This is a genomic window from Eisenbergiella porci (assembly GCF_009696275.1).
Classification (GTDB): Bacteria; Bacillota; Clostridia; order Lachnospirales; family Lachnospiraceae; genus Eisenbergiella; species Eisenbergiella porci.
In genome coordinates this window covers 121,981-142,096 of sequence record NZ_VUMI01000004.1, presented here as the reverse complement: position 1 = coordinate 142,096, position 20,116 = coordinate 121,981, and the positions used below count along the sequence as shown (strand labels likewise).

The 20,116-nt window shown below is 50.4% G+C and carries 18 protein-coding genes; 8 read left to right on the top strand and 10 right to left on the bottom strand.

From position 1 onward, the window contains the following. Positions 1-149: 149 nt before the first annotated feature. The 4 genes from rho to FYJ45_RS03825 form a co-directional block, all read right to left on the bottom strand. Positions 150-2,060 carry a transcription termination factor Rho gene (gene rho, locus FYJ45_RS03840; RefSeq protein ID WP_154463605.1) on the bottom strand — a complete coding sequence of 637 codons (1,911 nt, stop codon included), beginning with the start codon at positions 2,058-2,060 and terminating at the stop codon, positions 150-152. 434 nt (positions 2,061-2,494) lie between these two features. Further along, the gene (locus tag FYJ45_RS03835) at positions 2,495-2,641 is read right to left on the bottom strand and encodes a DUF305 domain-containing protein (RefSeq protein WP_195841641.1); all 147 of its coding nucleotides are present in this window, start codon (positions 2,639-2,641) and stop codon (positions 2,495-2,497) included. 12 nt (positions 2,642-2,653) lie between these two features. Then, the gene (locus FYJ45_RS03830) at positions 2,654-2,998 is read right to left on the bottom strand and encodes a DUF305 domain-containing protein (RefSeq protein ID WP_195841640.1); all 345 of its coding nucleotides are present in this window, start codon (positions 2,996-2,998) and stop codon (positions 2,654-2,656) included. 228 nt (positions 2,999-3,226) lie between these two features. Continuing rightward, positions 3,227-4,327, bottom strand: coding sequence for an endonuclease/exonuclease/phosphatase family protein (locus tag FYJ45_RS03825; RefSeq protein ID WP_154463555.1), 1,101 nt, complete (start codon positions 4,325-4,327; stop codon positions 3,227-3,229). A 149-nt stretch (positions 4,328-4,476) separates the two neighbouring features. On the opposite strand from FYJ45_RS03825, the gene FYJ45_RS03820 reads away from it, so the two are divergent. The 3 genes from FYJ45_RS03820 to FYJ45_RS03810 are packed head-to-tail and all read left to right on the top strand — an operon-like array spanning position 4,477 to position 7,073. Next, complete coding sequence (locus FYJ45_RS03820) at positions 4,477-5,631, top strand: NAD(P)-dependent malic enzyme (RefSeq protein ID WP_154463554.1); 1,155 nt, start codon at positions 4,477-4,479, stop codon at positions 5,629-5,631. Between the two features lie 4 nt (positions 5,632-5,635). Next, positions 5,636-6,649: a TIGR01212 family radical SAM protein gene (locus FYJ45_RS03815; protein ID WP_154463553.1), complete on the top strand. Its 1,014-nt coding sequence runs from the start codon at positions 5,636-5,638 to the stop codon at positions 6,647-6,649. Further along, positions 6,558-7,073, top strand: coding sequence for a DUF4364 family protein (locus tag FYJ45_RS03810; RefSeq protein WP_021635457.1), 516 nt, complete (start codon positions 6,558-6,560; stop codon positions 7,071-7,073). Before FYJ45_RS03815 ends, FYJ45_RS03810 begins: the two co-directional genes overlap by 92 nt. Before the next feature lie 55 nt (positions 7,074-7,128). On the opposite strand, the gene FYJ45_RS03805 is transcribed toward FYJ45_RS03810, so the two are convergent. Beyond that, positions 7,129-8,505 carry a replication-associated recombination protein A gene (locus tag FYJ45_RS03805; protein ID WP_154463552.1) on the bottom strand — a complete coding sequence of 459 codons (1,377 nt, stop codon included), beginning with the start codon at positions 8,503-8,505 and terminating at the stop codon, positions 7,129-7,131. Positions 8,506-8,777: 272 nt separating this feature from the next. On the opposite strand from FYJ45_RS03805, the gene FYJ45_RS03800 reads away from it, so the two are divergent. Further along, positions 8,778-8,987, top strand: a complete 210-nt coding sequence (locus FYJ45_RS03800; RefSeq protein WP_025490506.1) for a hypothetical protein — start codon at positions 8,778-8,780, stop codon at positions 8,985-8,987. Between the two features lie 194 nt (positions 8,988-9,181). Here FYJ45_RS03800 and FYJ45_RS03795 read toward each other — a convergent pair whose 3' ends face one another. The 4 genes from FYJ45_RS03795 to FYJ45_RS03780 all read right to left on the bottom strand — a co-directional run bounded on the left by FYJ45_RS03795 (position 9,182) and on the right by FYJ45_RS03780 (position 12,888). Further along, entirely contained in the window at positions 9,182-9,892 is a 711-nt protein-coding gene (locus FYJ45_RS03795) for a polysaccharide deacetylase family protein (RefSeq protein WP_154463551.1), read from the bottom strand. Positions 9,893-10,019: 127 nt separating this feature from the next. Next, on the bottom strand, positions 10,020-10,961 hold the full coding sequence (locus tag FYJ45_RS03790) for a 2-hydroxyacid dehydrogenase (RefSeq protein WP_154463550.1): 942 nt from the start codon (positions 10,959-10,961) through the stop codon (positions 10,020-10,022). A 225-nt stretch (positions 10,962-11,186) separates the two neighbouring features. Next, positions 11,187-12,695 carry an ASKHA domain-containing protein gene (locus FYJ45_RS03785; protein ID WP_195841638.1) on the bottom strand — a complete coding sequence of 503 codons (1,509 nt, stop codon included), beginning with the start codon at positions 12,693-12,695 and terminating at the stop codon, positions 11,187-11,189. Beyond that, on the bottom strand, positions 12,688-12,888 hold the full coding sequence (locus FYJ45_RS03780; RefSeq protein ID WP_330588515.1) for a DUF4250 domain-containing protein: 201 nt from the start codon (positions 12,886-12,888) through the stop codon (positions 12,688-12,690). Before FYJ45_RS03780 ends, FYJ45_RS03785 begins: the two co-directional genes overlap by 8 nt. Before the next feature lie 689 nt (positions 12,889-13,577). Between FYJ45_RS03780 and FYJ45_RS03775 the strand changes: the two genes are divergently transcribed. Both FYJ45_RS03775 and FYJ45_RS03770 read left to right on the top strand, forming a co-directional pair. After that, on the top strand, positions 13,578-14,717 hold the full coding sequence (locus FYJ45_RS03775) for a sodium ion-translocating decarboxylase subunit beta (protein ID WP_154463548.1): 1,140 nt from the start codon (positions 13,578-13,580) through the stop codon (positions 14,715-14,717). Between the two features lie 91 nt (positions 14,718-14,808). Next, on the top strand, positions 14,809-14,958 hold the full coding sequence (locus tag FYJ45_RS03770; protein ID WP_021635448.1) for a hypothetical protein: 150 nt from the start codon (positions 14,809-14,811) through the stop codon (positions 14,956-14,958). 258 nt (positions 14,959-15,216) lie between these two features. Here the strand turns inward: FYJ45_RS03770 and clpB are convergent, their stop codons facing one another. Next, the gene (clpB, locus tag FYJ45_RS03765; RefSeq protein WP_154463547.1) at positions 15,217-17,817 is read right to left on the bottom strand and encodes an ATP-dependent chaperone ClpB; all 2,601 of its coding nucleotides are present in this window, start codon (positions 17,815-17,817) and stop codon (positions 15,217-15,219) included. Between the two features lie 241 nt (positions 17,818-18,058). Between clpB and FYJ45_RS03760 the strand changes: the two genes are divergently transcribed. Both FYJ45_RS03760 and FYJ45_RS03755 read left to right on the top strand, forming a co-directional pair. Further along, positions 18,059-19,408: an MATE family efflux transporter gene (locus FYJ45_RS03760; protein WP_154463546.1), complete on the top strand. Its 1,350-nt coding sequence runs from the start codon at positions 18,059-18,061 to the stop codon at positions 19,406-19,408. A 36-nt stretch (positions 19,409-19,444) separates the two neighbouring features. After that, a complete protein-coding gene (locus FYJ45_RS03755) occupies positions 19,445-19,975 on the top strand; it encodes a phosphatase PAP2 family protein (protein WP_154463545.1) in 531 nt (176 codons plus the stop codon). The last annotated feature ends 141 nt before the right edge of the window (positions 19,976-20,116 follow it).

Here is a 20,116-nt window from a genome sequence, read left to right as displayed (position 1 = left end):
TCTCATCCACTTGCCTTTCGGCCGCCGGATACAGATTAACCTGTAAACAGCTTTTTAATTGTAGCATAGCTTTTCTGTCAATGCAAGTAAAAATAAGCAAAAAGCAGCAAAAAAACAGCAATATTTCTGCCCGACAGTAATTCCGGATATCAGATAAACTTCATTTTTTTCACAAGATTTACAAAATCGGTATTATTTCTTGTACGTGCGAACATATCAAGAATCTTATCCACAGCTTCTTCCGGCTTCAGGCTGTTAAGCGCTTTACGCAGAATACCGATGGCTTCCAGTTCTTCCGGGGTAAGCAGCAGATCTTCTCTTCTGGTGCCTGATTTGGGAATATCGATGGCAGGAAATACTCTTCTTTCGGAAAGCTTTCTGTCCAGCACGATTTCCATATTGCCGGTTCCCTTGAATTCCTCATAAATAACGTCGTCCATTTTACTTCCGGTATCCACAAGCGCCGTAGCCAGTATGGTCAGGCTTCCGCCCCCGCGCATGTTCCTGGCCGCGCCGAAGAACCGTTTCGGCATATGCAGGGCTGCCGGATCAAGACCGCCGGAAAGAGTTCTTCCACTGGGCGGGATTACAAGGTTATAGGCTCTGGTCAGACGGGTGATGCTGTCCAGAAGGATCATGACATCTTTCTTATGCTCTACCAGACGTTTCGCCCGTTCGATTACCATTTCGGAGACTCTTTTATGATGCTCAGGCAGCTCATCAAAGGTGGAATAAATAACCTCCACATTCGGTCCTTCAATTGCTTCCCTGAAATCCGTAACTTCCTCAGGCCGTTCATCAATCAGAAGGATGATCAGGTGCATGTCCGGATTATTTACTTTTACGGACTGCGCAACCTGCTTGAGCAGCGTTGTCTTACCAGCTTTAGGCGGAGATACGATCATACCTCTCTGCCCTTTTCCCACAGGACTCATCAGATCCATGATCCTCATGGCCGTTGAAGAGCGTGACAGCTCCAGGCGGACTCTTTCCTCCGGGAAAATAGGCGTCATATCTTCAAAATTACATCTTCTCGCCGCCACATCCGGAGAATATCCATTGATGGATTTCACATAAAGAAGCGCGCTGAATTTTTCATTCTGGGTTTTGATTCTTGTATTGCCTTCTACGATATCGCCCGTCTTCAGATTAAATCTGCGAATCTGGCTGGGCGCCACATAAACATCGTTTTCTCCGGGAAGATAATTGGCGCAGCGGATAAATCCGTAGCCGTCCGGCATTACTTCCAGAATACCATGCGCTGCAACTCCGCTGTCCAGCTCGGATGGGAACTTGTCGTCATCATTTACATTCTGAACCGGCATCGGATTATCCTGCTGGCTGCTTTCCGCGCGTTCCGTATTATAGCTTCTGTTCTGGGGAACGCTGCGTTCTCCGTTATAGGTGCGTTCACCCTGCTGTGATCCCGGGGTATTCTGACGATTGTCGTTATTATTCATAATAATGGTTCTTGTACTCCGCTGCTCCTGGTTTCCGTAGTTCCTGCGGCTGCCATTCTCGTTCTGCGTATTCCGGCGCATCGGTTTCCTGTCCGTCCCGCGCTCCGCCGGTCTGTTCTGGGAAGCAGTCTGGGACTGATTCGCCTGCTGTGATTGTGAGGCGCTCTGCGGCTGCGTTACCGCCTGGGGCTGTGCCGCGCTCTGTGCCTGGGTTGCGTTCTGCACTTGAGGTGCCGCCTGCTGTACATTCTGCACCCTTGCCTGTCCTTCCGTTTCCGCAGGCGCTGCCTCTTCTTCTTTTTCCGCTGACGATTTCACTTCAGAAGGCTTCTCTGCCGTCCTTTTCTCCGGGGCAGTCTTTTCCAAAGGCTTTTCAGACACACTCCGGCTCTTTTTCGGCGCAGCCGCAGCCTTGTCTGCAGCGTCTCCCTTTTCTTCCGTCCTGACCGGCGTGCCGGGCCTTCCTTCCGCTTCCTCATCAAGGGCCACCATTGCCTCAATAATGTCCGCTTTCTTCATTCCGGAAGTGCCCTTGATTCCTCTTGACTTGGCAATTTCCTTAAGATCTGCCAATGCCAGGGACTGATACTTTTCTCTCATGCTCATGAATTTCCTCCGTGCTTATAGTACAAAATGTTTCAAAATTAAATACAATGAATCTGGTTCAATACAACCCGCTAATAAACAGGATGACTTCCTGCTGATTCTTCTGTCTGTTATTCATTTCTTTCTTTTATCGGGAAATAAATTAATGACACCTGGCTGACCTGCCGCTTATCGTAGGTATGAAAAGCCAGCTCTCCACGTCTGTTCAATGGCGCCATCCGGCAGCCGGACATGTGACGTCAACAAGATATGTATTGGGATACGATACTCTAAAAAGTAAACTTTATGTGTCCACATTATACACCACATTCAAAAAAATAGGAAGCTTTTTTTTCAAAAAGCTTCCAGGACGCGTATTTTACTTGATATTTTATCAATTTTGAATAAGTTTAAAACGTATATAAGATAACGTTTAATATTATTCTCCGTCAATGCCAGTGCGTGTTTCCGCTGCCGTTTTTCCCATCCAGGAAGTCCTGCATCTGGGAAATTTCCTGCTCCTGCAGCTCAATTACACTATTTGCATAATCCGTTACCGAATCATTGTCCGAATATTTTATGATGGTCTCAGCCATATCCACGGCCATTTAATGGTGCATAACCATGCCTTCTGCAAAAGCCGTATCCAAATCCTGTGTATCAGAGGATCCATGACCTGAATGATGTCCTTCCATCATTTCATCATATTCCTTAAGATAGGCTTCCTCTTTCGTCCCATCGGTCTGATAACCGCTTTTTATATCTTCCATCATATTCTTCATCTGCTCGTTTTCCGAAGTCTGGGCCGTTATAATATCCTCTGCCAGTTTCCTGAAATGAGCATCCTCAGGAGCATACTTCAGATACTCCTCCGACATTTCTATGGCGGATTCATGATGGGGAATCATGCCGGTCAGAAAGGCCAGTGAGGAACTTCCTGTCTTTTTTTTCATTTCTGTCTCCATAATAGAGGTTGATTGATTGCCGCTTGCGGCCTCTGTTTCTTTCAAACCATAGTATCTGCAAAATATTGAAATATATTTACCGCACCGGTTCTTTCCTTATAAAAAGAGCCGTAATTTATCGCTTTTCTCCCTTCCCATCCGGCAGCAGCCGCCGCATTCATCCATTTTCATCCCAGGGCGGCACATGCTAAACGTGCCGTCTCGTTTCACCGCCGTCTACTTCAGTGAAAATACCATTCTCACCGGATCATGATCCGCATATAGATAACCTGTATGGATATTTTCATATTCCTTCAGTTCAATATTATCCGATATAATAAATCCATCCAGCGTCACCGTATAAGTCACACCTTCCTCATAAGGCATATCCGCATTCCGGGCGCTGTCCGGAAGAGCCGCCTTTCCCGCTTCTCCCAGAAAATCCATGCTGAAGGAAAAGCCCTCCGGCAAATCGGATCTGGGGAACGGATACGCCCAGGACGCACGATCCTCCTCAGTATCCTCGGATGCCTTCAAATCGTGATTGAAATCCCCGCCGCATATCACATAATTCCCCTTCTCATATTCCGCCTGCATGTCCCCGCACAGCTTATTCACCTGTGCCTCCCGGATAGCATCGCTGTTGCCGTAAGCAGACATATGCAGGGAAAAAATAACCAGTTCTTTTCCATTGTCTGCAGGGATCCTGCTGATGGAATAGCATCTGTCCAGATCAAGGAACTTGCTGAAGGAGGTGGATATGGGGAAACTCTTCCTTACAGCCGATGCAATTGGATATTTTGAATAAAAAGCGATTCCCGCCAGGCTTTTTCCATGAGGCTCCCAGGGCGGGACCATCAGAAACGCTGAATCATAATTGATGGCAAAATCCGAGTAATATCCGCCGAAATACTTATCCAGCAGCTCATATTCATCCACATGGTAACTCCTTGTGGCTTTAAGATCCACCTCTTCAAAAATCATGAAGTCCGGATCATAGCCCGCCGCCAGCCCACCGGCGCCCGAAACTGTGGCAAGCACGCTTTCCTTACTGGCTGCAACTGAGGATTTCCCTCCGTCCATAAAAAAACTGTAGTCCGGCGTGTAAGCGCCAAAGCCGATATTGTAGGTAATAATTTCATAATCTGTACCAACGGAAACCGCACCGGTTGTATCCGCATTCTCCGGCGTCCTCACATCCAGCGTCAGGTCATCCGGAAGCCTGTGATAGCTTATCATCACGTACAGGACATAACCGATAATCACCAGAAACAACGCAGCCAGAATCCCCAGCAGTACACGCAGCCAGATCCGTTTCTTTTTCCCCTGTTTTCCCATTCTATACCTCCTGTCTCTTTCTGTCTTTTATCTTACTCCATCCTGACGGAAAACACAATCTTCCAGGTTCGCTATTGCGAATCGAAACCAAATATTATATGATACTTCTGTAGCGTTACCCTGCTGGAAAACAAATGGGAGGAAAAATCATGACAACCAACGAAAAAGCACTGGAATTACATAAAGAATGGAATGGTAAAATAGAAACCGTTTCCAAAACACCCGTTAAATCAAGAGAGGCGCTGTCACTCGCCTACACCCCCGGCGTGGCGGAGCCATGCAAGGTGATAGCCAATGATAAGGAAGCCGCTTATACCTATACCATCAAGGCCAACACCATTGCCGTGGTTTCCGACGGCTCCGCGGTACTGGGCCTTGGGAACATCGGCCCCTATGCCGCTATGCCCGTCATGGAAGGGAAGGCCGTCCTTTTTAAAGAATTCGGCGGCGTCAATGCCGTTCCCATCTGCCTTGACACACAGGACACGGAGGAAATCATTAAGGCGGTAACCTGGATGGCTCCCGGCTTCGGAGGAATCAACCTGGAAGATATCAGCGCTCCCCGCTGCTTTGAGATTGAAGAACGGCTGAAAGCCACCCTGGATATTCCTGTTTTCCATGACGATCAGCATGGAACAGCTATCGTGGTTCTCGCAGGAATCATCAACGCCCTGAAGGTTACCGGAAAGAAAAAGGAAGACTGCCGCATCGTGGTAAACGGCGCAGGCAGTGCAGGAATTGCCATCACCAGGCTGCTTCTGACCTATGGCTTCCCCAATATTATCATGTGCGATAAATCCGGCATCCTTTCCAGGGATACGAAGGATTTGAACTGGATGCAGGAAAAAATGATGGAGGTCACCAATCTTCAGGGAGAAAACGGCACGCTGGCCGACGCCATGAAAGGCGCTGACATCTTTATAGGTGTTTCTGCTCCCGGAATCGTAACCGCGGAAATGGTTTCTTCCATGAACAAGGATGCCATCCTTTTTGCCATGGCCAATCCGGTTCCCGAAATCATGCCTGATATTGCAAAAGCTGCGGGCGCAAAAGTCGTAGGCACAGGCCGGAGCGACTTCCCCAACCAGGTTAACAATGTGGTGGCCTTCCCCGGAATTTTCAAGGGCGCGCTGGAAGGCCAGGCCACACAGATTACGGAAGAAATGAAGCTGGCCGCCGCGCTCGCCATCGCATCCCTTGTGCCTGACGGGGAACTGAACGAAGACAATATCATGCCTGAAGCCTTTAATCCGAAGGTTGCGGAAGTGGTAGCCGAAGCTGTAAAATCACACATCCGGAAATAGGACTATGGATTATCATGGCAAGTCCTATTATTCCCTGGACGCCTGGTGTAAGAACACCTATGGTGAAAAATTATATAAAATAGCGCTGGATGCAGGTTTAACCTGCCCCAACCGGGACGGGACGCTGGATACCCGGGGCTGTATTTTCTGCAGCGCAGGCGGCAGCGGTGATTTTACTCCTGGAAGCGCCCTTTCCATCCCTGAACAGCTGACAGCCGGCAAACAGCTTCTTCGGGCCAAAAAGACAGGCAGCCGCTATATCGCTTATTTTCAGGCCTATACTAATACCTACGGACCTGTATCCTATCTGGATTCCGTTTACAGGCAGGCGCTTTCCGAACCGGATATTGCCGGCATCTCTATCGCAACAAGGCCGGATTGCCTTGGAAATGAAGTCATGGCGCTGCTGGAAGGCCTGAAAAGTGATTATCCGGACAAGTTCATCTGGATCGAACTGGGACTGCAGACCATCCATGAACAAACCGCACGGTATATCCGCAGAGGCTATGCGCTTTCCTGTTTTACCCATGCCTGTGACCGACTGCACGCCGCCGGAATTCCGGTTATCGTGCACGTAATCCTGGGTCTTCCCGAAGAAACAACGGAAATGGTCCTGGAAACCATCCGTTTCCTTAATGGGTGCGGGATTTTCGGAATCAAGCTGCAGCTTCTGCATATACTTGACAATACCGACCTGGCCGGTGAGTACCGCGCAGGTAAGGTGCAGGTGCTCACCCTGGATTCCTACCTTACCCTTTTAATAACATGCATTGCCGCCCTTTCGCCCGATATCGTCATCCACCGGGTAACCGGCGACGGCCCGAAAAGCCTTTTGATAGCTCCGGACTGGAGCCGTAACAAACGTAACGTATTGAATACGCTTCATCAGCGCATGAAGCTCTCCTCAATCAGACAAGGACAATGCTATGAATCAGGAACCTTTGACTCTTTACAAATTAATTGTATTGTACATGCTGGACAGGGTCACATTTCCCCTGACCACAGCGCAGATCAGTGAATTCGTCCTGGATAAGGAATACACCAATTTTCTGACCCTGCAGACAGCCATTTCCGAACTGATGGAAACCGGTCTGGCTGAATCCCGGACAATACTGAACAGGACACAGCTGCAGATCACCGACGAAGGGCGCGATACCCTACACTATTTTGAGAACCGGATCAGCGATGCCATCAAAAGCGACATTATCGATTATTTTAAAAATCATAAGCTGGAGCTGCGCAACGAATCCTCTATCCAGGGGAATTTTTACAAGCTGGTAAACGGAGAATTTGAAGCCCAGCTGGTGGCAAAGGACAAGGACGTGGATCTGGTGAACATCCGTATTTCCGTCCCTACCCAGGAGCTGGCAGCTTCCATCTGCGCCAACTGGCAGAAGAAAAACAAGGAAATTTACCAATACCTGACGGAACAGTTATTTTAATTATAAAAAACCCTAGCATACACACACAATACTGTGTATATGTCAGGGTTTTTTACTATCCTCTTTTCGGCACATCCCCGCCGTTATATTTTTCTTCTTCTTCCGGCAGCGCCGCTTCCTTTTTAATGCGCTTCATATGCTCTTTTATTTTCACTTCATAACCGTTTCCCGAAGGTTTGTAGAATTCTCTTCCGCTTAGTTCATAAGGCAGATACTGCTGTCTGACATAATTATTCGGATAATTATGAGCATATTTATAATCAAGTCCGTGTCCCAATTTTGCCGCTCCTTTATAATGGGCATCCTGCAGGTGCGGGGGCACCGGCAGATTTCCTGTTTCCTGGACACAACGCATGGCCGCGTCAATGGCGCACACCGCTGCGTTGCTTTTAGGCGCGCAGGCTACATAAGTCACCGCATTCGCCAGAATGATCTGGGCCTCCGGCATGCCTACCCGCTCCACCGCCAGCGATGCGCTCACAGCCACCTGAAGCGCCTGGGGATCCGCATTTCCCACATCCTCCGAAGCGCAAATCATGATACGGCGCGCAATGAAGGTGATACTTTCCCCGGCATAAAGCATTTTTGCCAGATAATAGACCGCAGCGTCCGGATCCGACCCCCGCATGCTTTTGATAAAGGCCGAAATCGTATCATAATGGTTGTCCCCGGTCTTATCGTATTTCACCACACGCTTCTGGATGCATTCGCCCGCCACCTCCAGCGTTACGTGGATTTTTCCGTCCGCGCCCCGCGGCGTGGTCATGATCCCCAGCTCTATGGCATTCAGCGCATGCCTGGCATCCCCTCCTGCCACATCGGCAAGGAAATCCATGGCGTCCTCATCTATCTCCGCGTCGTAGGCGCCCATCCCCTTCTGCCTGTCATAGACAGCCCGCCGCAGAAGCTCCTTTATATCCTCCCTGGACAGAGGCTTTAATTCAAAAATAATGGAACGCGAAAGCAGAGCGCCGTTCACTTCAAAATACGGGTTCTCCGTGGTCGCGCCGATCAGAATTACGGTTCCGTCCTCCACGAACGGAAGAAGATAATCCTGCTGCCCTTTATTAAAACGATGGATTTCATCGATGAACAGGATCGTTTTTTTCCCATACATGCCCATGGTATCCTTCGCCCTGGCCACGACCTCCTCCATATCCTTTTTCCCGGCGACAGTTGCATTAATCTGGGTGAACTCCGCACTTGTGGTATTGGCGATCACCTTTGCCAGCGTGGTTTTCCCTGTTCCGGGCGGGCCATAAAAAATGATGGAGCTGATTTTATCCGCCTGGATCGCGCGATAGAGCAGCTTGTCCTTTCCGATAATATGCTGCTGCCCCACCACCTCGTCCAGCGTTGTTGGCCGCAGCCTGGCCGCCAGCGGGGATTCCTTCTCCATACTGTTTTCTCTCATATAATCAAATAAATCCATTGTATTTTTCTCCTGATGCCGTACTTTTTTGCGTCGGCTTCCTCTATTATAACGTCCCGCAACCGTGAAATCAATCGGCGCCGGCCAGGGATTTTAAAAAAAGGCAGGCATCGGCAGCGGTTCAGGCAGGTCTGCGCATTTACCGCGCTGACCGTAAGAAAATGCTTCAGGAATTCCCTCCATCAACAGCCGCTGAAATACTGCCGCAGGACACACGCCGCATAATTTTATCCGCTTTCCATATACTAAAATCCAAAAGGAGGAAATATCCCATGAAAGATGAAGATTACAATATTCCCGAAGATCAGGACTACACCAGCGCCGTATCCGCCTATGACTGCACGGGTCTGATTCCCGCCGGCACCGTCCATGAAAAAACACTGGAAGCCTACCGTGAATTATATCCCTTCGGCGCGCCCGAAATGAGTGAAAAAGAAATGGAACAGATGAGAGAAAAGGATAAAAAAGAAAACCAGGACTGACAGTTTCGTAACCATGACTGACAACTTCATAACCCGGATTTGCAGTATCGGAAGAAATACCAGGCTGCCCCTGGGGGAAAAGCAATGCCGCCGCAGGCAGCTGCCCTGCCGCTTCAAACAGCTTCCTTTCCTTCTCCTTACGATGGAGGCGGTCTGAGGCGGCGCTGTTTTTCCCATATCATTCCCGCAAAGCTTCAGTCAAACAAAATCTCGTCAACCGTCACGAATTCATACCCTTCCGCTTTCAGGATATCCACCACCTGAAGCGCTGCCGTCACCGTGGAATCATAGGAATCATGCATCAGGATTATGCTGTTTTCCTTCGTTCCCGCAAGCACGCTCCTCACGATTTTATCCACGTTTGTGGAGCACCAGTCCAGAGGGTCCACATCCCAGAGCACAGGAAACATGTTCAGCTCCTTTTCATACTTTTTATCCCAGGAACCGTAGGGCGGACGGATAAAGGAGGTTTCCTTTCCGGTCACCTCCTGGATAATATCGTTGGTTGAAATAATTTCTTTTTTAAAATCATCTGAATTTGCCGCAGTCAGCTGTACATGATGGAAGGTATGGTTTCCAATGAGATGACCTTCCTCGCTGGCTCTTTTTACAATTTCAGGATAGCTCTCCACGTTTTCCCCCGTCACAAAAAAAGTCACCTTCACATCTCTTTTTTTCAGGCCGACCAAAAGCTGCGGCGTACATACCGGATGCGGGCCATCGTCAAAGGTCAGGGCCACCTTGCCCTTATACGGCGCTTCATCCTCATAGCCGGCGTCCGCCAGTGTATGGGAGGACCACGCTTCCTGCCTTGCGGCCCCGTTTTTCTCTCTTGCAAAATAGGACAAAGCCGCCGTAAAAAGTACTATCGTCAGGAACGCTATCCATCCTTTTCCCTTCAGCATGACACTGACCTCTGGTTTCCGCTTTCTTTCATACTATATGCAGCAGGATGGAAAATTATCATTCCTTCCTGGTACCGTGTGCAGGTTCGCGAAGCGAATACGCTGACCTGCCGAACAGCGGTCCTTATTACATCACGTTCTGCGGCTTCCCGTCCAGATAGCATGCAATATTAACGAATACAATAACCGCCCTCTTATAAAGGGCCTCCTTTGTAGCAAAAGCCACATGAGGCGTGGCAAGCAGCCTGGGCGCTTTCAGAAGCGGATGATCCTCGCTGATGGGAGGCTCTGTTTCAAATACATCCACTGCCGCTCCGGCAATTCTTCCCTCTTCCAGGGCTGCCGCCAGCGCCTGGCTGTCCACCACCGGCCCTCTTGCCGTATTGACAAGAATCGCATTGGGCTTCATCAGACGAAGCTGCGCCTCACCTATCAGCCCCTTTGTCTGTTCGGTCAGTGGTACATGGAGTGATACAATATCGCATTCCCGCAAAAGAGTATCCATATCCGTCATGGTGACGCCTTCTGTTTCTCTGGGGCTCCTGTTATAACCGTAAACCTCACATCCAAATGCCCTGGCAAGCTGCGCGGTCCTTGTCCCTATTGCGCCCATTCCAATGATGCCGAATTTTTTTCCTTCCAGCTCCTGTCCCACAAGCCCGGTCTTATCCTTTCCCTCACGGACAGCCTGATTGCACTCAATAATATACCGGTAAAGGTTCAGCACCATGCCGAACACAAGCTCCGGCACCGCCGTATTGGAATATCCGGCGCAGTTGCTCACCAGGATTCCTCTTTCCCGGCAGTAATCCATAGCCACATGATCCACACCCGTAAAAGCTACGGAAATCATCTTCAGGTTATCACAGTGCTCCAGCACCTCTTTTTTAAAGGGCAGATTGGAAAAAGCGAGAATATCCGCATCCTTCGCCCGTTCTATCAACGTTTCCGTATCCGTAACGCGGGTATCATAATATACGATTTCCACCTTTCCTTCCAGTTTTTCCTCTGCCAGCGCAAGGAGCTTCTCCTTTTCTACGCCGAGCGGTTCAATAATCACAAGTTTCATCTTTTTTATTCTCCTGTTTTTGTGGAGTAAAATGCGCGTCCTCTGAAAAGGAAATGATTTTACTCCTGATTTTAGTTTTGCGGAGCAAAATACAGGTTCCCTGACGGGCAGTTTTTTTACTCCATTCATTTAACTGTCAACGAAAACGTACGTAACTGTGAAGGTCCTGAACAGTCACACTCAAACATATACAATGTCTGAAAATTCCCCACCGGAAAGCACCGGTTAAAAATTCAGCCGTTCCAGATATTTTTGCTCAAATCCCGGCACTTCCGCCAGATTCAGCACCTCGGCCCTGCGGCACATGGCTTCCGCTTTTTCCCGCAGGGATTCCTCCCCGCCATAAAGGCAGGCTCCCAAAAGCGAGGTATTCCCCACCGCAGTCACCCTTCCCGCCAGCTGCGGAGGGAATAAACCGATCCGGGCCGCCTTTTCCACATCCAGGAAATAACCGAAACCGCCGGCCAGAAAGACTTTGTCAATCCGGGAGGCATCCGTCCCCATAGCTTCCATCAGCAGCTCCACACCCGCGCATACCGCTGCTTTTGCCATCTGCAGCCCGCGGATATCCTGCTGTGTGATACGCAGCTCTCCCTTCTGCCAGCCCGTATCAAAAAAAGGCTCCTGGAGCAGGCCTGTCTCATCAATCACACCGCCCTCCAGCATTTCTGCCAGCAATGCAATCATATCCGTTCCCGGCACATTAACTCCTGCGCCGCCTTCAAAAGCCGGGCCGGCCGCGGCAGCCGTACAGATGAGCCTGTCTCCCCTGCCGATTGCCATTTCCCCATTCGTCCCGAGATCAATAAACAATCTGCATTCCCCGTCTTCACACTCCGCAAAACCGCAGGCCAGAAGCCCCGCCGTAATATCTGCGCCCACAAAAGCCGATATTCCCGGCAATAAACGGATCTCCTGTCCCGAAACGCCGTCCTTCCCCTGCCTTCCGGTAAGACACATTTCCTGCAGGCATACCGGAGTAAAAGGATATCTTCCAAGCGTCCGCGTATCCAACTCCATCAGCAGATGCTCCATCGAAGTATTTCCCGCCAGCCAGATACTCTCCGGCCTCCCGCCCAGCTCACCGCAAAGCTGTTCCACACCCTCTTCCAGGACATCTCTAACAGCCTCTGCCAGTTCTCCGGCCTCTCCCCTTTCCGCCGCCTGCAGCCGGGAAATCACATCACTCCCCCACCTGCGCTGCGGATTCATACAGCTGTATTCCCCAAGGATACGCAGCCTTCCTCCCCGCCTCAGCTCCCGCAGGGAATCCGCTGCCACAGCCTGCATGGCCACCGTTGTCGTCCCCAGGTCAACTGCGATCAGATACTCTGCGCTGCGGCCCGGCATTCCTCCATTCGCCGCGCCGCTGTCTTTGGCGGCACCTGCACTGCCGTCCCTTATCCCGCCGCCATGATCCGTAACCGCTTCCACAGTCCTGCTTTCCACGAACTCCACCCGCACAGTACAATCCCCCTGTACCCGGTGCATACACGCCAGCCGGTACCCTTGTCTCAGCTCCTCCGCCGAAAAAGCGATCCTGTCCGCCGCCACAGGCAGCGGCGCCCTCTGCCCCTCGAACAAAATCCGGCACCGCCCGCACGTCCCCTTCCCATTACAGCACACCAAAGGAAACCCATGCATCTTCAAAAGACTGAGAAATCCTGCTCCCACAGGCGCTTCGATCACCCGCTCTTCCCCGTCCCGCCTTACCGTTATCCTCTTATCAGACAAACTGGTTTCTCTCCTCATCATAAACATAATCTATCTTCTTCAGTTTTTCCACAAGCCTGGCCTTATCCACGCCGCACTCCTCGCACAACGCATCCAGACTCCCATAAAAATCCCTGAGCTTCATATTCACAAAACTCAACAGCATCACCGGATCCTCAGGCATCACCATAACACTACCTCCATAATCATCCAAAAAATCAGCCGCAACCGCCTAATCCTTTCACAGCCAAACCAACATCCCCTGCACCATCACCCGCCTCGCAAATTCACCAGCAGGAGCCTCCCCTATTATAGGCAATCCCCGCCCTTCTTTCAAGAAACCTGGCTTATTTTCTTCTAATATTTGCATGCGAGTCACGCAAATAGCCCCCATCCCTCCCGGAAAACAGAACGCCGGGCAGACAGTCCCATGGACAGGGGGGAACTGCATCACCGCCGCTGACGTCTCCGGGGACAAAACCAGCTCCGGGCAGAGCGACACACGCCATTCCCCCCCTGAATTCATGTATATATTTTGTTCATATTATGAAATGGACTTGACATAGCTTCTTTTTTGATGCTATTCTGAAGATAAGTTAAAGGGGAGTAGTATCCATGTACAATCAACATACCCTGATTCAGGCCGTCCGCATTACGGGAAACGCAGATTTACAGTACCGTATGCCGGGACAGGCAGGCTGAATCATGGTTGTACACTTTCTGTGAAGAAAGAACGAGACTTTTGGCGTACGCCGAAGGTCTCTTTTTTTATGGTTTTACAGGAATTTCCCCGGGCGGCGTTTTTGCTTTACCATTACTGTAAGAGCCTGGCGCCTCCCGTAAAATGTACATGACGCTGCAGCCCTGCAACATTTTACCACCACAAAGAAAGGATGAAAAAGTATGGAATTCATTTATGAAGGATTACTGTCCATCACCCCCCAGCAGGTAATTATGTATCTTGTCAGCCTCCTGCTCATTTATCTCGCAATCAAAAAGGAGTACGAGCCTGCGCTGCTTCTGCCCATGGGCTTCGGCGCCATTCTCGTCAATCTTCCGCTGTCCGGCGTCATCAACCAGACCATGTCCGGCATCGGAGAGGTTAACGGTATCATTGAATGGCTGTTCAACGTAGGGATTGAGGCCTCCGAAGCGCTCCCGATTCTGCTGTTTATCGGTATCGGAGCCATGATTGACTTCGGTCCCCTTCTTTCCCAGCCCGTCATGTTCCTTTTCGGCGCTGCCGCCCAGTTTGGTATTTTCTTTGCCATCTGCGCCGCCGCTCTGATGGGCTTTGATTTGAAGGATGCCGCATCCATCGGAATCATCGGCGCTGCCGACGGCCCCACCTCCATTCTGGTTTCCCAGGTTCTGGGTTCCAGGTATGTCGGCCCAATTGCCGTCGCCGCTTATTCTTACATGGCGCTGGTTCCCATTGTACAGCCCTTTGCCATCCGTCTGGTCACCACGAAAAAGGAAAGACGGATCCGCATGCCCGCCAAACCGGCCAGACCGGTTACAAAGACCACCAGGATCCTTTTCCCGATAATTGTTACCTTCCTGGTGGGACTGATTTCCCCCGCCTCTGTATCTTTAGTCGGTTTCCTGATGTTCGGCAACCTGCTTCGTGAATGCGGCGTCCTGGGAAATCTTTCCGATACCGCCCAGACCTCCCTTGCCAACCTGATTACCCTGCTTCTGGGAATCACCATTTCCTTCAGCATGAGAGCGGATGCCTTCGTACGCCTTGACACCCTGCTGATCATGGTGCTCGGCCTTGTGGCTTTCGTATTCGACACCATCGGCGGCGTTCTTTTTGCCAAGGTCCTGAACCTGTTCCGCAAGGAAAAAATCAATCCCATGATAGGCGCCGCCGGTATTTCGGCCTTCCCCATGTCCGCCAGAGTCGTACAGAAGATGGCCATGAAGGAAGATCCTGGCAATATTCTTATCATGCAGGCGACCGGCGTCAATGTTTCCGGCCAGATTGCTTCCGTTATCGCGGGCGGCCTGGTTATCAGCCTGGTTTCCGCTTATCTGTAGGACGGACGATTTCAGCCTGGCTTCCGCCTGTTTGTGGGACGGACGCTTTTAACCGCAGGTTAACTTACTGTTACGGAAAGGAGTATTTTTTATGTGGAATAATTTTTTAATTACCCTGTCCATCATGGGAAAGGGTATGGTTGGAATTTTCACCGTTATCATTATTATCAGCCTGGTCGTGGCTCTGATGGGCCGTCTTGGCGCCGGGAAAAAAGAAGATGAGAATAAGGCTGAAAAATAGCATTGTATTTCAGCCGGCAAAATAATGTAACAATTCAGATAACTGAACTTTCTGGAATGCAAGTTTGGATTTAGCATCCATATTTTTTGAGCCATTACAAAATCCCCTCCGGTGTATATCTCACCGGAGGGGATTTTATTTTCATTTAAAGTTTTACAGTCCGACGCCTTCATGGTTGGCGCAAAATCCAGTTCCCAGGACCGCCGCCGGAAGCCGGCCATTAACGATTGCCGCATTATGGGCCGCCTGCCCGCGCTGTTACATATTGGCGGGAACTTCCTTCCTGTGGGCTTCCAGACTGCCGTCCTTTACATCTATAAGGATGGTATCGCCCTCTCCCACTGCGTCCTGCAGAATCAGCTTCGCGGAAAGCGTCTCCACATACTTCTGAATATATCTCTTCAACGGCCTTGCGCCGTATGCCGGATCATATGCATTATCCACAACAAATTCCTCTGCCGCAGGGGTAAGTTCAATCGTCAGCTCCCTGTCGGAAAGACGTTTGTTCAAATCCCCGATAATCAGGCGGATTATGCCTCCGATATTATCTTTGGTAAGCGGCTTGAACAGTATGATTTCATCCAGACGGTTCAAGAACTCCGGCCTGAAATGAGCGCGCAGATCCGTCATTACATAGTTTTCCGTTTCCTCCGTAATCTCGCCGTCGTGGCTGATGCCCTCCAGCAGATAATTGGCTCCGATATTGGACGTCATGATCAGGATGGTGTTTTTAAAGTCTACCGTCCTTCCCTGGGAATCCGTAATCCGGCCGTCGTCAAGCACCTGAAGCAGCACATTGAATACATCCGGATGGGCTTTCTCTATTTCATCAAACAGCACCACCGAGTAGGGCTTTCTTCTGACCGCTTCGGTCAGTTGTCCGCCTTCTTCATAGCCTACGTATCCGGGAGGCGCTCCGATCAGCCTGGACACGGAGTATTTCTCCATATATTCACTCATATCAATGCGGACCATATTGTTTTCATCATCAAACAGCGCCGCTGCAAGCGCCTTTGCAAGCTCTGTCTTACCTACGCCGGTAGGTCCCAGGAACAGGAAGGAGCCAATAGGCTTGGTAGGGTCTTTAATGCCGGCCTTGGAACGGATAATTGCCTCCGTCACCTTGGTAACGCCTTCATCCTGGCCAATCACCCTCTTATGAAGCTCCTCGTCCAAATGCAGCGTCTTGTTCCTCTCGCTCTCCGTCAGCTTGGAAATCGGTATGCCGGTCCACCGGGACACGATTCTGGCAATTTCATCCTCGCTTACACTTTCGTGTACCAGGGACAGATCTTCATTTTTAACCTTCTCTTCTTCCAGCTCCAGCTGTCTGCGCAGCTCCGGCAGCCGGCCGTAGCTCAGCTCCGCCGCTTTTTCCAGATTACCCTCTCTCTGGGCGATTTCTATCTGGCTTTGGATGGCGTCTATCTGTTCACGCAGCTTCGACAGCTTCTCCACGCTTGCCTTTTCATTATCCCACTGGGCCTTTCTGTTCTGGAATTCCTCCTTCAGCTCCGCCAGTTCCTTCTGCAGGTCCGTAAGACGCTCCTGGCTCAGCCGATCCTCTTCTTTTTTCAACGCAGCCTCTTCGATTTCCATCTGCATGATTTTACGCTGAAGTTCATCCAGCTCGGTAGGCATGGAATCCAGCTCCGTCTTAATCAGGGCACAGGCCTCATCCACCAGGTCAATGGCCTTATCCGGCAGGAAACGGTCAGAAATATATCTATTGGACAGGATGGCGGCGCTTACCAGCGCGTTATCCATAATTTTCACGCCATGGAATACTTCATACCTCTCCTTCAGTCCGCGGAGGATGGAAATGGTGTCCTCCACCGTGGGTTCATCCACCATAACAGGCTGGAAACGGCGTTCCAGTGCTGCATCCTTTTCAATATACTGGCGGTACTCGTCCAGCGTGGTGGCGCCGATGCAGTGCAGCTCGCCCCTGGCCAGCATGGGCTTGAGCATATTTCCGGCATCCATGCTTCCTTCCGTCTTACCTGCCCCCACAATGGTATGCAGCTCATCTATGAAAAGTATAATCTGGCCTTCGCTATTCTTCACGTCCTCAAGCACGGCCTTCAGACGCTCCTCAAACTCGCCTCTGTATTTCGCGCCCGCCACCAGCGCGCCCATATCCAGTGCGAAAATCTTCTTATTCTTCAGTCCCTGGGGCACATCGCCGCGCACAATTCTCTGGGCAAGGCCCTCCACAACAGCCGTCTTGCCCACGCCGGGTTCACCGATAAGGACCGGATTGTTCTTGCTCTTTCTGGAAAGGATACGGACAACGTTACGGATCTCCGCATCCCTGCCGATTACCGGATCAAGCTTCTGGTTCCTCGCCTTCTCCACCAGGTCCTCGCCGTACTTCTCCAGCGTATCATAGGTAGCCTCCGGATTGTCGCTGGTTACCCTCTGGTTGCCCCGCACTGTGGAAAGCGCCTGCAGAAACCGTTCCCTGGTAACGCCGTATTCGGTCCAGATAGCCTTGATTTCCTTATTTGGATGCTTGATCATGCTCAGGAAAAGATGCTCAACGGAAACATATTCGTCTCCCATCTGCCTTGCCTCATCCTCTGCGGAGGTAAGCACCTGATTCAGATCCCTTCCCACATAAACCTGTCCGCCCTGCACCTTGACACGCTTGCTCACCGCGTTCTCCACCCGGTTAACAAAGTGCTCCTTCTGAATACCCATTTTCTCAATCAGCTTAAGTATCAGGCTGTCTTCTATGGTAAGGAGGCTATAGAGCAGATGTTCTTCTTCTATTTCCTGGTTGCCGTATTCATAGGCCAGCTTCTGGCACCGTTCCACGGCTTCCATGGATTTCTGTGTAAATTTTGAAATATTCATACACATTGCCCTCCTGTATCTGCATTTGTTTTATTTGTTCTATTACTACTATAACAATAGTATGAACTGTTGTCAACACCTTTTTTTAATTAACGGTAACCAACTATCCGCAGGCACGATGTCCCCCCTTGTTTTCCCTCGAAAACAGAGGTACAATCTGTAATATAATTATCCGTTCAGGGTAATTATGGAAATTTATAAATTTTTCTGAATATACATAAAAAAGGAAATCCCGCATATCATGAAGACAAAATCCTATGAAATCGACATGTGCAACGGTCCCCTAACCGGAAAATTACTGAAATTTGCCGTCCCTCTTATGTTTTCCGGCATCCTGCAGCTTTTATTCAACGCGGCCGATATTGTTGTTGTGGGCCGGTTTGCCGGCCATGAGGCTCTGGCCGCCGTAGGAAGCACAGGTTCCCTCATCAACCTGCTGGTAAACGTATTTATCGGCCTCTCCATCGGCACCAATGTCCTGGTTGCCAACTATATGGGCGCCAGACACGAAAAGGCGGTCAGCGAGACGGTCCATACCTCCGTCCTGCTCAGTCTCCTGTGCGGCACCTTTCTCATTTTCTTCGGCATCATTCTTGCCAAACCGCTCCTGACCCTGATGGGAACACCCGATAACGTATTGGGGCAGGCAGCGCTGTATATGCGTATTTATTTTGTGGGAATGCCCGCCACCATGCTTTATAACTTCGGCGCCGCCATACTACGCGCCACAGGGGATACCCAGAGACCCCTGTATTTTCTGTTTGCCGCCGGCGTCATCAATGTGGTTCTCAACCTGATTTTTGTCATCTGCTTCCATATGGGTGTTGCGGGCGTTGCAACAGCCACCGTTATTTCCCAGTGTGTTTCCGCACTGCTGGTGCTGCGCTGCCTGATTCATGAGACAGGATGCTTTAAGCTGTATCTGAATAAGCTCCATATTCATAAGGATAAACTGATCCAGATGATACGGATCGGGCTGCCGGCCGGAATGCAGGGCGCTGTTTTTTCCATTTCAAACGTCCTGATCCAGTCCTCCATCAATTCCTTCGGCTCCATCGCCATGGCGGGAAGCACTGCCTCCAGTAATCTGGAAGGCTTCGTCTATACCTCAATGAACTCCTTCTACCAGGCTTCCCTGAGCTTTACCAGCCAGAACCTGGGCGCCGGAAAAAAAGAACGTATCAACAAAATCCTCATTACCTGTGAGCTGCTCGTCATCACTGTCGGGCTGGTCATGGGCAATGCCGCCTACTTCCTTGGAGACAGGCTGTTGCATATTTATTCTTCCGATCCGGAGGTCATCCAATACGGCCTGATGCGTATGCAGGTCATCTGTACGGTGTATTTCCTGTGCGGCATGATGGATGTTCTTGTGGGAAGCCTGCGCGGCCTGAACTATTCCGTGCTCCCCATGATTGTATCGCTGGCCGGGGCCTGTGGACTGCGGATCGTCTGGATATTTACCATCTTCCAGTGGCACCGGAGCCTGTTTATACTCTACCTGTCCTATCCGGTCACCTGGCTTGTAACCGCCATAGCCCATTTTATCTGTTTCATTGTTGTCAGGAAAAAATTAGAAAAAGAAAAATAACTGTACGGACGCCGTACACTTACGAAAGGATAACCTATGAGCTGGGAAATTGATTTTTTAAACGCTGTACAGCATCTGCTGCGAAATGAATTTCTGGATGTGATTATGCCCTTTATTTCCGCTCTGGGAAATGCGGGTATTTTCTGGATCCTGCTTACCCTTGTGCTGCTTATTATCCCGAAAACGAGGAAAACAGGCCTTGCCTCTGCCATTGCCCTGCTGATTATGCTCGTAACCGGCAATATGATCATGAAGCCCCTGGTAGCAAGGCTGCGGCCCTTTACCGTAAATACGGCCATTGAGCTGCTGATACCGCCGCCGCTGGATTTTTCCTTTCCCTCAGGCCATACCTTTGCCTCTTTTGCTTCTGCAACTGCCATTATGAAAAACAACAGGCGTTTTGGCATACCGGCTCTGATCCTGGCGGCCTGTATCGCTTTCTCCCGCCTTTATCTGTATGTACACTATCCCACGGATGTATTTTTCGGCCTTATCTTTGGTGTCCTTGCAGGTCTTGCCGGCTGTTTCCTGGCCAACAGGCTGGAGCCCAGGCTGCATATTTCCTGACCGATTCCGGGCGGCGGATTTCCGTTGCCCTATAATTTTGCGCTGCCTCTTATTTCGGCCGGAAGCCAACGGAAAAGCCTGCCCGCCCCGTCGGCCGCAGGCAGAACCTTCTTATAAAATAATAAAAAAGCAGGATCTTCC

Coding starts and splice junctions, on each gene's coding strand:
- rho (WP_154463605.1), bottom strand. CDS start 2,060: ATGAGAGAAAAGTATCAGTCCCTGGCATTGGCAGATCTTAAGGAAATT.
- FYJ45_RS03775 (WP_154463548.1), top strand. CDS start 13,578: ATGGAATTCATTTATGAAGGATTACTGTCCATCACCCCCCAGCAGGTA.
- FYJ45_RS03770 (WP_021635448.1), top strand. CDS start 14,809: ATGTGGAATAATTTTTTAATTACCCTGTCCATCATGGGAAAGGGTATG.
- FYJ45_RS03795 (WP_154463551.1), bottom strand. CDS start 9,892: ATGCTGAAGGGAAAAGGATGGATAGCGTTCCTGACGATAGTACTTTTT.
- FYJ45_RS03760 (WP_154463546.1), top strand. CDS start 18,059: ATGAAGACAAAATCCTATGAAATCGACATGTGCAACGGTCCCCTAACC.
- FYJ45_RS03825 (WP_154463555.1), bottom strand. CDS start 4,327: ATGGGAAAACAGGGGAAAAAGAAACGGATCTGGCTGCGTGTACTGCTG.
- FYJ45_RS03835 (WP_195841641.1), bottom strand. CDS start 2,641: ATGGCTGAGACCATCATAAAATATTCGGACAATGATTCGGTAACGGAT.
- FYJ45_RS03755 (WP_154463545.1), top strand. CDS start 19,445: ATGAGCTGGGAAATTGATTTTTTAAACGCTGTACAGCATCTGCTGCGA.
- FYJ45_RS03800 (WP_025490506.1), top strand. CDS start 8,778: ATGAAAGATGAAGATTACAATATTCCCGAAGATCAGGACTACACCAGC.
- FYJ45_RS03830 (WP_195841640.1), bottom strand. CDS start 2,998: ATGAAAAAAAAGACAGGAAGTTCCTCACTGGCCTTTCTGACCGGCATG.
- FYJ45_RS03810 (WP_021635457.1), top strand. CDS start 6,558: ATGAATCAGGAACCTTTGACTCTTTACAAATTAATTGTATTGTACATG.
- FYJ45_RS03790 (WP_154463550.1), bottom strand. CDS start 10,961: ATGAAACTTGTGATTATTGAACCGCTCGGCGTAGAAAAGGAGAAGCTC.
- clpB (WP_154463547.1), bottom strand. CDS start 17,817: ATGAATATTTCAAAATTTACACAGAAATCCATGGAAGCCGTGGAACGG.
- FYJ45_RS03820 (WP_154463554.1), top strand. CDS start 4,477: ATGACAACCAACGAAAAAGCACTGGAATTACATAAAGAATGGAATGGT.
- FYJ45_RS03815 (WP_154463553.1), top strand. CDS start 5,636: ATGGATTATCATGGCAAGTCCTATTATTCCCTGGACGCCTGGTGTAAG.
- FYJ45_RS03805 (WP_154463552.1), bottom strand. CDS start 8,505: ATGGATTTATTTGATTATATGAGAGAAAACAGTATGGAGAAGGAATCC.